Origin of the sequence: Synechococcus sp. UW106 (assembly GCF_900474015.1) — a bacterium.
Classification (GTDB): domain Bacteria; phylum Cyanobacteriota; class Cyanobacteriia; order PCC-6307; family Cyanobiaceae; genus Parasynechococcus.
The window spans coordinates 148,724-160,362 of record NZ_UCNV01000009.1; the positions used below are offsets into that span (position 1 = coordinate 148,724).

Annotated in this window: 10 protein-coding genes; 3 read left to right on the forward strand and 7 right to left on the reverse strand. The window is 59.4% G+C overall.

Features of this window, described 5'->3' with window-relative positions; all coding sequences use genetic code 11:
* Nucleotides 1–3 precede the first annotated feature (3 nt).
* Together DXY30_RS08515 and DXY30_RS13635 are read right to left on the reverse strand one after the other, a co-directional pair.
* Nucleotides 4–2,394: a UvrD-helicase domain-containing protein gene (locus DXY30_RS08515; protein WP_115094471.1), complete on the reverse strand. Its 2,391-nt coding sequence runs from the start codon at nt 2,392–2,394 to the stop codon at nt 4–6.
* Nucleotides 2,395–2,802: 408 nt separating this feature from the next.
* Nucleotides 2,803–3,093, reverse strand: coding sequence for a hypothetical protein (locus tag DXY30_RS13635; RefSeq protein WP_137006826.1), 291 nt, complete (start codon nt 3,091–3,093; stop codon nt 2,803–2,805).
* 42 nt (nt 3,094–3,135) lie between these two features.
* On the opposite strand from DXY30_RS13635, the gene DXY30_RS08520 reads away from it, so the two are divergent.
* The 3 genes from DXY30_RS08520 to DXY30_RS08530 all read left to right on the forward strand — a co-directional run bounded on the left by DXY30_RS08520 (nt 3,136) and on the right by DXY30_RS08530 (nt 6,201).
* Nucleotides 3,136–4,380: a hypothetical protein gene (locus DXY30_RS08520; RefSeq protein ID WP_137006827.1), complete on the forward strand. Its 1,245-nt coding sequence runs from the start codon at nt 3,136–3,138 to the stop codon at nt 4,378–4,380.
* Nucleotides 4,381–4,479: 99 nt separating this feature from the next.
* Entirely contained in the window at nt 4,480–5,346 is an 867-nt protein-coding gene (gene kdsA, locus DXY30_RS08525) for a 3-deoxy-8-phosphooctulonate synthase (protein WP_115094473.1), read from the forward strand.
* Between the two features lie 24 nt (nt 5,347–5,370).
* Nucleotides 5,371–6,201 (forward strand): sulfotransferase family protein, encoded by an 831-nt coding sequence (locus tag DXY30_RS08530; RefSeq protein WP_115094953.1) that lies wholly within the window; start codon nt 5,371–5,373, stop codon nt 6,199–6,201.
* Nucleotides 6,202–6,206: 5 nt separating this feature from the next.
* On the opposite strand, the gene DXY30_RS08535 is transcribed toward DXY30_RS08530, so the two are convergent.
* Genes DXY30_RS08535 through DXY30_RS08555 form a run of 5 tightly spaced genes read right to left on the reverse strand, consistent with a single transcriptional unit; the run spans nt 6,207 to nt 11,431 of the window.
* A complete protein-coding gene (locus tag DXY30_RS08535; RefSeq protein ID WP_115094474.1) occupies nt 6,207–7,067 on the reverse strand; it encodes a sulfotransferase in 861 nt (286 codons plus the stop codon).
* Entirely contained in the window at nt 7,064–8,188 is a 1,125-nt protein-coding gene (locus DXY30_RS08540; protein ID WP_115094475.1) for a glycosyltransferase, read from the reverse strand. Before DXY30_RS08540 ends, DXY30_RS08535 begins: the two co-directional genes overlap by 4 nt.
* Complete coding sequence (locus tag DXY30_RS08545; RefSeq protein WP_115094954.1) at nt 8,185–9,447, reverse strand: glycosyltransferase; 1,263 nt, start codon at nt 9,445–9,447, stop codon at nt 8,185–8,187. The genes DXY30_RS08540 and DXY30_RS08545 overlap by 4 nt, the downstream gene beginning before the upstream one ends.
* Complete coding sequence (locus DXY30_RS08550) at nt 9,447–10,586, reverse strand: glycosyltransferase (RefSeq protein ID WP_115094476.1); 1,140 nt, start codon at nt 10,584–10,586, stop codon at nt 9,447–9,449. Before DXY30_RS08550 ends, DXY30_RS08545 begins: the two co-directional genes overlap by 1 nt.
* Nucleotides 10,583–11,431, reverse strand: a complete 849-nt coding sequence (locus DXY30_RS08555) for a hypothetical protein (RefSeq protein ID WP_137006828.1) — start codon at nt 11,429–11,431, stop codon at nt 10,583–10,585. The genes DXY30_RS08550 and DXY30_RS08555 overlap by 4 nt, the downstream gene beginning before the upstream one ends.
* Nucleotides 11,432–11,639 lie beyond the last annotated feature (208 nt).

Below are 11,639 nucleotides of genomic sequence, written 5' to 3' on the forward strand. Positions count from 1 at the left end.
AGGTTAAGCGGTGGTCACGGGTTCAATCGGCGCTAGGCGCGGATCCAGGATCTTGGGTCCCATCCCCGCAAACTTGACCGCGATCGACACCTTCTCACCGCTGCCGAAGGTGTGGGTGATTTCACCAACCCCGAAGCTGGCGTGGATGACCTGATCGCCGATCTGCCAACTGCGGCCGGGGGCGGGGCCAGCCTGACGGCGACGCACGGCATTGGCGGGGGCCGATGAGGGCTTGTCACGGTCCACGCGCGTGAGCCGGTCGAGGCGGCGTTCACGCCGAAGCGCCGCACCACCGGTCTGCGGGATGTCTCCTTGAATCAAAGCCTCCGGCAGCTCAGAGAGGAACACCGAGGGCACGGCCGCTTCCCGCATGCCACCCCAGAGACGTCGCTCACTCGCATGGGAGAGGAACAGGCGTTCCTTGGCGCGGGTGATGCCGACATAACAAAGCCGGCGCTCCTCCTCCAGCGAGGCCGGGTCATCCAGGGAGCGATAACTGGGGAACAGACCCTGTTCAAGACCCACCAGACACACCACAGGGAACTCGAGCCCTTTGCTGCTGTGCAGCGTCATCAAGGTGACGCGATCGGCAGCGGAGTCTTTGCTATCGGCATCACTGGACAAGGCCGCCGTGGCCAGGAATCCTTCCAGGTCGCCCTCATCGTTTTCCTCCTGGTATTGCAGAGCGGCATTCACGAGTTCCTGAAGATTGCGGCGACGCTCATCAGCCTCATCGGTGCCATCGGCAATCAACTCGCTGACGTAGCCGCTCTTCTCCATCACCTGCTGAATCAGTTCTGACGGCGCCACATCACGGCTGCGGCCTTTCAGATCATTGACCAGGTCACAGAACTGCAGAAGACCCTTGGACGAACGGCCGCCAAGGGAGCGCACCGCTTCGGGATCACTCACCACATCCCAGAGCGGGATCCCCAGTTGATTAGCAGCATCGGTGAGGCGCTGAATCGTGGTCTTGCCGATGCCCCGTTTCGGCACGTTGATCACCCGCAGCAAGCTGACGGTGTCGGCCGGATTCACCAGCAGCCGCAGATAGGCCAGTAGATCCTTGATTTCGCGCCGGTCGTAGAAGCGCAGTCCCCCCACCACGATGTAGGGAATGCCCCAACGCACCAGCGATTCCTCGATTGAACGGGACTGCGCATTGGTGCGGTACAGCACCGCCATGTCGCCCCAACTCAGCTCTGGGTTGGCGGCTTCCATGGTGCGCAGGCGATGCACCACGGCTTCCGCCTCAGCAATCTCATCGTCACACCGAGTCAGCGTGATCAGCTCACCTTCCCCACGGGTGGGACGAAGCACCTTGTCGATCCGTTCGCTGTTGTTGGCAATCAGGGCATTGGCTGCCTCGAGGATCGTGGCGGTGGAGCGATAGTTCTCCTCCAGCTTCACCATCGTTTGGGTGCTGTCATCCGGCGCCTGATCACCGAAGTCGTCCTGAAACCCCATCAGGATCGTGAAGTCAGCCGCACGGAAGCTGTAAATGCTCTGGTCGGCGTCACCGACCACGAAGACAGAACGACCGGACCAGTCCTCAACATCCTGAGGCTCCTTGCCATCGGTGACCAACAGCTTGATCAGGTCGTACTGGGTGCGGTTGGTGTCCTGGTATTCATCCACGAGCACGTGGCGAAAGCGACGATGCCAGTAACTGCGCACCTGCTCGTTCTGCTGGAGCAACTGAACCGGCAGCAACAACAAATCGTCGAAATCAAGAGCGTTGTTAGCCGCCAAGGCTTTGCGGTAACGCCGATAAACATCGGCCGTGAGCTTGCCCCGCTGGCCTTCGGCATTGGCCTCGAGCTGGTCCGGCAGCCAACCCTGGTTCTTGGCATTGCTGATGGCCCAGCGGGTCTTTTTCGGCTCGAACCGCTTGGGATCCAACTGCAGTTCCTGGGTGACGATCTCCTTGACCAGGCTCTGGGCATCAGCTTCGTCGTAGATCGAAAACTGCTTGGTCCAGGTCAGTCCCTCCGCATCCTTGAACTTGTCGATGTCGTAGCGGAGCATCCGCGCAAACAGGGCATGAAAGGTGCCAATCCACAACTCCTTGGTCACCTCCCTGTAGATGCGTGAACGCAACTGGCGCTGATCCACCGGTGGCAATGTGCTCCAGGGCTGGCCGTACTGGTTCTGGGCCAGACGCTGCGCCAGGAGCAGCTCAAGCCGCTCCTTCATCTCGCGGGCGGCTTTGTTGGTAAACGTCACCGCCAGGATTTGAGCTGGATCGGCACCGTGCTCACCGATCAAGTGAGCGATCCGATGGGTGAGGGCGCGCGTCTTGCCACTGCCAGCGCCTGCCACCACGAGCAGGGGCCCCTCGTGATGGTCCACCGCCCGTCGTTGGGCGTCGTTGAGGCCGGCCAAAAAGCTCATGGATGGAGATTAGTGGTGCTTAGATGCCTCCAACGCAGCTGCGATGACCTTCCCCTGATCTTCGACTTGCCCCAGGCTCTGCAGTTCAGAGATCCCAGCGGAGCCACTTCAGGCGGACGCCACACCAAGGTCGTCGAGCTGGTCAAGTCCATACCCAATAAAGACATTCGCTAGGCAATGCGAAAGACAACAACTGTCTTTGAACGACGCTGGAGCTTCTGGCTGTCAACGCTGTCTGGCACCGCATTGATCGTCAGCGCGGTCCTGGCGCTCTGGCTGCAGTACGGCGCAAACGGATTCAGCACGCTTCCAGACACGACAAAGGAGTCTCTGCTGAGCCAATACAACGCCATCGCCCATGGTGGATTTGTCGCTGTTTTGGCTGTTCTCGCCGGACTACTGATTCGTTCAATTGTCAACGCAAGCGCACAGGAAACAAAACCAAGACCACACAAATCCTGGCCATTCGCAGTCACAGATTTCGTCAAACAACATCCAGTTGTCACGATCGTTCTCTCGATCTATGTGGTGCTGATGGTGCAGGAAAGCAGCTGGTTCTACAAGGAGATTCTCACCTGGTACGACGACATCTTCAGCGATCAGCTTCTGAACAATTTCAGCCTCAGAGAAAAGTTGATCAATGAAACGATGGGGAGAAACGACTTTCGCTTCTATCCACTCTCCCATCAAGATCTTCATGCGCTCAGCTGGGTGACGCCCTACATCAAGATCTGGTCACTGGTGAGCGCTCTTGAACTCATCGCCACCATCATCCTGGGCTGCAAGCTGATTGAACGGGTTAGCAAAAACCGAACCAGCACTTCACTCATCCTGATGGGAACACTGCTGTTCCTCTTCACCAGCGCATCCGCTTACAACTATTTTCAATTCATTTACAGCGAGAGATTTCTTACATTTTTACTCGCGCTATACGCCTATCACTACAGCGTTTACCTGAGCTCAGGCCGGCTGTACAACGGCCGACTCGCGCTGCTGTTCGCACTGTTCATTCCTTTCTTCAAAGACACCGCAGTGCTGCTGGCCGTGATCCCTGCAGCCACCACGATCGTTGCGGGCAGCTTCGGCGTCATGCCGAGCCGGCCGACATGGGGATCGACCAAAACCTCCCAATGGATAAACGCTTATGCCTTGGAAATCGCAATTGCCAGCCTGGCGCTCTTCTTCCTGGCTTCGTTTGCGATTCTCAGTGCGCTTCCCAGCCTTGCCGCTGATGTGCCGCGCTACGACGCACATCTGGGCTTTTCAGTGCTGGCACTCGACATTCGCCTGATCGTCTTCCTGGGCTTCATCGCATCACGCCTGTGGCTAATCGGCCGCAAACAAACAAACGTCACCGCACTCGACGGACTCAACTTTGCGGCGCTGGCCTATGGAATTGCCCTGTACGCCTTGGTAGGCCTGGAAGGCAGCAACTACATGAGCCTGCCCATTCAGTTTGTCGCTGTTCTCGACATTTTGATGATCTGGGAAAGCCTTGTAGCACCGAAACTGAAACAGCGCATGAGCAGCCGCCAAGCTCAGGCCTTGGCCCTCGGCACCACGTTGTTGCTTTTAAACATTGAAGATCGACAAGCCGCCACGTTTCGACAACGCGCAGAACTGATCAGCTGGAAACAACGTTCATGGCGTACAACCTTGAACGAAGCCAGAGCCATCACAAAACGCGCCAAAGAGAATGGAGAAACAGTCAACCTCATCTACTCAAAAGGATGGTTCAAACATTCCGACCAGATGAGAGCCCTCACCTACGACCGTCTTGTGTATTACGACATCGACACCAGGCGCTACATCATCAAAGCCGGAATCGGAAAAGGAAAATTTTATACACCTCAGTCCGGAGATTATTTAGTCGACATCGACACGGGCAAGAAACTAACCAAATACGGCATTGATCTCTCCAACTACAACGTGCTGTATCAAGAGGATCCAAACCGTCAGTACGCACGGATCTTTCGCCATCGTTGATCAACGGCGAGCAGATTCCGAGCCAGTAAGCCAGCCCAGCTGGCTTGCAACCAGGAGCCCTGAAGCGAATTGATTGAAGGCGGGTAGGCTCCCCGATCAATGGACGTGCTTGAAACTGTGGCGCATCAGATCAAGTTGGGCGACATCACGTTCGGGAACGATCGCCCCTTCGTCCTGCTGGGTGGTGTGAACGTTCTCGAGGATCTCGACTTTGCCCTGCGTTGCGCCGGCCACTACAAAGACGTCTGCGGGAGGCTGAACATTCCGCTGGTGTTCAAGGCCTCTTACGACAAAGCCAACCGCTCTTCCATTCATTCATTCCGCGGCCCCGGCCTCGAGGAAGGGCTGCAAATCCTGCAGGCGGTGAAGGACACCCATGGCATTCCAGTGATCACTGATGTGCACAGTCCGGAGGAAGCCGTAGCCGCCGCCAAGGTCGCGGACATCATCCAGCTTCCGGCCTTCCTGGCCAGGCAGACCGATCTGGTCCGCGCCATGGCGGAAACCGGTGCGGTGATCAACATCAAGAAGCCACAGTTCCTCAGCCCAGAACAGATGCGCAACATCGTGGACAAATTCTACGAATGCGGGAACGAGAAGCTGCTGCTGTGCGAGCGAGGAAGCAACTTCGGTTACGACAACCTCGTGGTGGACATGCTGGGGTTCGGCGTGATGAAGCGAACCTGCGATGACCTGCCGCTGATCTTTGATGTCACCCATGCATTGCAGTGCAGGGATCCAGGTGGTGCTGCCTCAGGAGGACGCCGCACCCAGGTGGTGGACCTGGCCCGTTCAGGCATGGCGGTTGGTCTGGCTGGCTTGTTCCTGGAAGCTCATCCAGACCCGGCGCAGGCCCGTTGCGATGGTCCCAGCGCCTTACCTCTCGATCAGCTGGAACCGTTTCTCTCTCAGGTCAAAGCCATCGACGATCTGGTAAAGGGCATGCCAACCCTGAACATCAACTGATGCACGTTGTATCGGCAGAACGTCTTGGCCTCTGACGCAACCTTCTTGCTCGGCGTTGGTGCCCAGAAAGCAGGAACCTCCTGGCTGCACGATCAACTGCAACGCCGAGGCGACGCCGATTTCGGCTTTCTGAAGGAGTACCACGTTTTCGATGCTCTCGAGCTGGAACGCTTTGCTTGCTTCCGGCCCAAGCACCCCACACCGCTGAAGTGGCGCACCTGGCGTCGGGCACGGTTCATCGAACGTCCCGAGCGCTACTTCGACTACTTCGCATCACTGCTCAAGCCACCCCAGATCTGCCTGACGGGAGACATCACCCCCTCGTATGCCGGGTTGAAAGCGGAGAGCTATCAGCGCATCCAGCAGGCCTTCGCGCAACGCGGCGTGCAAACGCGGGCGGTGTTCATCATGCGCGACCCAGTGGAACGGTTTTTGTCGCAGCAGCGCATGCAACTGCGCAAGCGTGGCTTACTCACACCCGCGCATGAAATCGAGCACCTGGATAAGGCCAGCATCAAGCTGTTCAAGCGTGAATCTCCTCGGAACGATTACCCCGCCACCCTCGATGCACTGCGGGGGGGACTCGCTGAATCGAAGGTCTTCATCGGCTTGTACGAAACCCTGTTCACGCCAGCAGCACATCAGGATTTATGCCGGTATCTCGGCATCCCAGAGCAGATCCCCGATTTGAGCCACCGGGTAAACGCCAGCCAAGCCACCACCTCGGTTCCGCCGGAGCTGTTGCAGCGCCTGGGCCGGCACTTCGCCCCTTTGGTGACGGCTGTGCAGGAACGCTGTCCGGATCTAGCAGTTGAGCAGCACTGGGCCACCGCCATGACCTGGCGGGGGGGCTAAGGCCATCAGCGGCAAAGCAAGTTGTTGGAATAGACCAGGCGGCGGTTCATCCGGGCAACGCCAGGCAGGAGCAAGCCGAGATGCGCAGCCGTTGGTTCTTGCGCCCCCAACCAGACACCGTCGTAAGCAATCGTGCGGCTGCGATCCGCATCGAAACGCACCCGGTTCCCCGCGAGGATGTGGCTGCTGCTGTTGAGACCAGGAGCCAGCATCGTCTCCTGGAAATCGATCGACAACCAGGCGCAGAGAAACTGCAAACTGCGCTGGGGCTGAAGCGCAAATTCCTCATAACCCAGACGAAAAACCGGGTACGGAGACTGGCGAAAAGCCCTTTCAAACTTGGCATTGACACGCCACCATCGGGCCAGCTGACGCGCTGCCGGCAAGCGTTGGCCTGCCTTACGACCTGCCTGGGCCCGGGAATGAACCCAGGAGCGCACATCACGCACGAGATGAATGATCCGGATGTCAAACATCGCCTCGGGCAGCCGCGTCATCTCCAGATCGTCCTGATACGAGTCCACATGCCACACCGCCTCACCGGCGTGGGGTGAACCCGTCAGCAGCCGCTGCACTTTCTTCTGCATCGACGTTTGGTCATGCAGGCGCAGCCACTCGAGCTGAGGTCCCCAGAGTGGGCACTCCGCGGCAATGGCACCACAGGTGCAACGCCGCTCAAACCGATGGGCACCACGAAGTTGACTGGGCCCGCGATGTTCGTCACCAGGCTGTGGCGTCGCCAAAATTCGCGCCGCCTCACCCAGGCCAATGATCTGCGGATGCGCCCCCAGGGCCAAATCAAGCATCGTCGTGCCGCTGTGGCCGAGACCACGGATCAGCAGCAACTTCAAACGCGTGCTGCTCATCGGCTGTGGCCCATCAAATCGTTGAGGAGCATTGTGATCTGATCCACGTGATGCGCCACGGTGAATTGAGCCTGAGCCCGACGGTGCCCCGCAGCACCCCAAGCAGCCGCGAGATCCGGGCGATCCACCAGCAAGGCCATGGCCTCCGCCATGGCCAGGCGATCGCCTTCCTCCACCAGCCGACCGGTTTGATGATCCACAACCACGTCAGGAATCCCACCATGGCGGGTTGCCACAACGGGCAGACCACAAAGTTGAGCTTCCATCACGGAGACCGGGCATCCCTCCTCATCACCATCCTCCGCTGTACGTGAATGCTGCACAAACGCCCGCGCGCGCCGCATCTCCTCCACCACCGCATCGGGTGGAAGCACGCCAGGGAACTGAACCAGCTGCTCAAGGCCGAGCTGGCGCACCCGTTCCTGCACGACAGGAAGCAACGGTCCATCACCCACCATCACCAGGCGGCACGAATCGGCCTGGTCAGTCAGGCCGCGCAAGACGGCAAAGGCTTCCAGGGTGTCCAACGGACCTTTTTTGGATACAAAGCGGCCGACCGCCAGAAACCGCGGTGGCATGGAAGCAGGAGTGGCCCCCTGAAACCGCTGCTCATCGGCACCGGATGGACTAATCACGAGCTGTGCCGGCGGAGCGCCAAGGGCGATCAAACGGCTCCGCATGATTTGGTTCTTGACGATCACAGCAGAGGTGAGCTGAAACAAACGGCGATAGCGCTGCTCGAGACGCTTCAGATAGCGCTCAGCTGAGGCATCGGCACCGCGGAAGTGAACCGCCAGGGGGACTCCCGTGCGAGCCAGCTCCATCACCCGAACGGCATGAAAGCCGAACTCCACCATCACCACATCCGGCCGGTGACGTCGAACCAAAAGCACAGCCACGATGGAAGCGGGCAGCGTGGCCAGTCGCAGCCAGCCCAACCGGGTGCAGACCTTGCTGATCAGTACCGCAAGCCCATAGAGCGCTTTAAGGGGCTCGCGGCAAGGAATCTCATCCCCGAAACAAGCCTCCACTGCAAACGGCAAGCGGGCCAGATTCGCGCGCACGAAGGTTTCCGTCCTCGCGCGCCGGGTCGGCGCCAACACCAGAACACGAGCGGTCATGACAACGCCAGGATCGACCGCCAAAGCGGTTCCAACTGGGGCCAATCCAACGAAGCGATGCGTTCCCTGGCCGCCGCACCCATGCGCCGACAACTCACTGGATCCGAGGCCAGCTTCATCATCGCGGCGGCGAGAGCAATCGGATCATCACTGGGCACGACCAAACCGCTCACACCCGGCTCAACCACCTCCAAGGGGCCAGGGGAAGCATCCGTCACGATCACCGCCAGACCGGCAGCCATGGCCTCCAGGAGTGCATTGGGCATGCCTTCAAAACGGGAGGGCAATACGAACACAGCAGCCTCCGCCAGGAACCGCTCCGGATCAGAGCGGAACCCCATGCATCGCAACCGACCCGAAACCCCGAGATCCTGCGCCTGCTGCTGCAACATCTCGCGCTCGGGCCCATCACCCACCAAGGTGACGGGCCATTCCGCTGCGGCTCCGCTCAGCCTTGGCAAGGCATTGATCAACACGTCCAGTCCCTTCTGCGGCACCAACCTGGCAACACTGATAAAGCCAACAGCGCTCGCTTGATCTCCACGTGCCCCAGCCCTGGGGGCACCCGGCAAGGGATTAGGCAGCAAGGCCAGCCGATTCCAGGGCCCCATGGATTCCAGAGCCGAAAGAACACCGGCTGTGTTGGCTGTCACCACATCCGCGCGGCGATAGGCAAAGGGGCGCAAGCGCTGCCACACCTCCGGGAGCAGCTGAAGTGAGGGATCGTTGCGCTCTGACACCACGAGGTGGATGGGAAGGTCCCAGGCAGCACAACAGCACGTGATGTTGGTGCGGGTGAGCAGGGCCAGAACCCGATGGGGCAGCTGACTGCGGAACTGCCGGCGCAGCTGCCGGAGACGAAAACCAGCCGTCGCCTCTGATCCCACACGAAAAAGCTGCATGGCAAGGCCCCGACCCCCTGGACAGACACGGGCTGCGAACCAGCGTTCGAGCCATCGCAGCTGCAGCTGAAACAACCAGCGGATCAGCTTGTCGAGCTGCGCCTGGCTGAAACGACCAGCGCGGGCCCACCAGGAGCGATGGGTCGGTGCCCCCAGTTCAAGCAGAGGGATGCCGTCAGGAAGGGCATGGGCCACAGGATGCCCTGGGATGAGCGTTACCAGCTTCACCTTCAAACCCTGAGCAGCGAAATGGCGAGCGGCTATCAAGGCAACTTTTTGAGCACCCCCGGCTCCGAGATGCGGCAGCACCAGCCACAGATCATCACGACCTGAATCCGTCAGCAGAGGCTGTTGCATCAAAGAGCCCCCATCCAATCGAGAAACACAGGTCGCAAGCTCTCAGGGGCATTGCGCTGGCGGACCACTTGAGCCTTGGTCGCAAAGGCCACGCGCGAAGCTGTGTCCTCCAAGGCCTGGCGCAAGGGTTGTTCCATGTCGGTTGAGGCGACTTGCTCGGACACAAGCCAACCGTTCAATCCTGGATCAATCAGGTCCGAAGGGCCGGTGGGACAGTCCACCGCCAGACAAGGAAGACCGGAGGCCATCGCCTCGAGCAACACATTGGGATACCCCTCAAAGCGAGATGAGAGAACAAACAAGGCACTGGCCTTGTACCAATCCCCCACATTGCCGACGTTCCCCGGAAGGATCAAACGTGAGGACTCGGTACCCATCAGAGCGCGCAGCCGGGCCGCCTGATTGACGCCGCGATATGGCGCGTCGTCGATGCCAAGAATCACCAGCGACCAATCGGGGAAGTCAGCCTGCAAGCCAGCGAACGCGGCCACCAAGCGATCAAAGCCTTTCTGATGAAGCTTGGTTCCAACCGCCAGGATCAACTTCTGGCCCGGCGGAACGCAACTCTCCGGATTCAGCCTGGGAGCCAGACGCGGTATCGGCCAAACAATCGCGTTGGGTAAAACCGCTGTGCGGCGGGCCAAACCGCGTTGATGGAGCCACTGAGCAATGCCCTGCGTTTGCACCAAATGCAAATGAGCTCTGGGATAGGCCAAACGACGCAACAGGCGCCAACGCCAAGCCAGCGGCCGAGCCGGAGGGTAGTTGCGCTCTGAAAGTACCAGGCATGACGACAGACCGACCGAAGCCAACGCCAACTTGATCGATGGCAACGTCGTCATCCCGATCAAGAGATCTGGTTCTTCTCGCTGAAGCAGCTTGCGCAAGCGCAAGAGCTTCAACGGCCAAAACAAGGCACGATCCAGCAAACCTGGCAGGGCAGGCTCCTGCACGCGGCGGAGACCAGCGGGGACTGGATAGAAGTCGTGGCTGGCAGACTTTGAGGTCAACAACGTGACACTCCAACCTCCCTCCGACAGCCATTCGGCCCATTGAAGGGTGACGCGCTCTGCACCACCGATTTTGAGCGAATCAATGAAAAGAAGTGCCGACCTGGGCGGATGTGCTGCAGCCGTCATGGCTCGGGCTCGGTGAGTTGCCTCTGAACCAACGCCGCGATCGTGTCGTTCAGACTTCCTTCAGAGGAGTGATTCAGCAGACGCGCCCACTGACGGCACGCCTGCGGGGTAACGGAACCACCCGCCCGGTGAAGCTCCATACAACTCTGCTGCAAAGCCTCAAGGAATAGGAGATGGTTTTCCTGAGGCGTCCTTCCCCTGACACGTCGCCTCGGGGCGAGCCCTGCAGCGTTGGCGGTCGTCCAAGCGTTCAACAAGGTCAACGCATCACTGCGAACCCTTCCGTATTCACGCGGATCGAGCAGAAAGCCAAGGGCAAGACCGCGCCCGAGGTTGCTGGACATGCGGAACAACGCATCAGCATTCATCTGATCCCTGTCGATCGCACGACTGAATTCAGCCAAGCGTTGCCAACACCGCGCCAGCAAAAGCATGTCCCCCTGAAGAAGAGCGAGGTGATAGAGAGCACTGCTGATCGACACATACAGCTTCCCAAGATTCTGCCGATTTGACTGCGGACAACAGGTTGTTGCTTCGTCGCTGCGCAGCTTCTCTGCGATGCCCTCCAAAGCGGCTACCAACTCCTGAGCGCGCGCCGAATTGTCTAGGCGAAGAATCAGATAAGCCTCAGCGACGAGCGCATAGGAGCGCCGGGTGAGGTCAAGGTCGGCACGATGCGAAAGCCAACGAAAAACCTCATCGCTTTGGTGGAGATCACGGGGGCGAGATCCGGTGCGAAAAAGAACCCGATCGACAGCCCGATAGTCCGACGCAATCAGGGATCGCTCAATCAGAGCAAAGGCCTCAGGCAATGCACCAGCCCTTAACGCCAGGGTGCACTGCATCGAGACAACATCGATCGCATTCGGCCACCGGCGCCACGCCGCATCAGCAATCCAAGAAGCCTGTTGATACTGATGAAGGCGAAGGCTGCCATCGAAAATTAGATAGCTCGTTGAAGCTGACGTCAGCCTCCCTTGCGTGAGCCGAAACACAGCAACTCCTAACGCGTGACCCAGGCGGCTGTTTCGACAGACATACGCCAACGGACTG

Bases quoted from the DNA above. Each gene is read 5' to 3' on its own strand.
- DXY30_RS08515 (WP_115094471.1), bottom strand. From the start codon at position 2,394: ATGAGCTTTTTGGCCGGCCTCAACGACGCCCAACGACGGGCGGTGGAC.
- DXY30_RS13635 (WP_137006826.1), bottom strand. From the start codon at position 3,093: ATGAAGATCTTGATGGGAGAGTGGATAGAAGCGAAAGTCGTTTCTCCC.
- kdsA (WP_115094473.1), top strand. From the start codon at position 4,480: ATGGACGTGCTTGAAACTGTGGCGCATCAGATCAAGTTGGGCGACATC.
- DXY30_RS08535 (WP_115094474.1), bottom strand. From the start codon at position 7,067: ATGAGCAGCACGCGTTTGAAGTTGCTGCTGATCCGTGGTCTCGGCCAC.
- DXY30_RS08540 (WP_115094475.1), bottom strand. From the start codon at position 8,188: ATGACCGCTCGTGTTCTGGTGTTGGCGCCGACCCGGCGCGCGAGGACG.
- DXY30_RS08545 (WP_115094954.1), bottom strand. From the start codon at position 9,447: ATGCAACAGCCTCTGCTGACGGATTCAGGTCGTGATGATCTGTGGCTG.
- DXY30_RS08550 (WP_115094476.1), bottom strand. From the start codon at position 10,586: ATGACGGCTGCAGCACATCCGCCCAGGTCGGCACTTCTTTTCATTGAT.
- DXY30_RS08555 (WP_137006828.1), bottom strand. From the start codon at position 11,431: ATGCAGTGCACCCTGGCGTTAAGGGCTGGTGCATTGCCTGAGGCCTTT.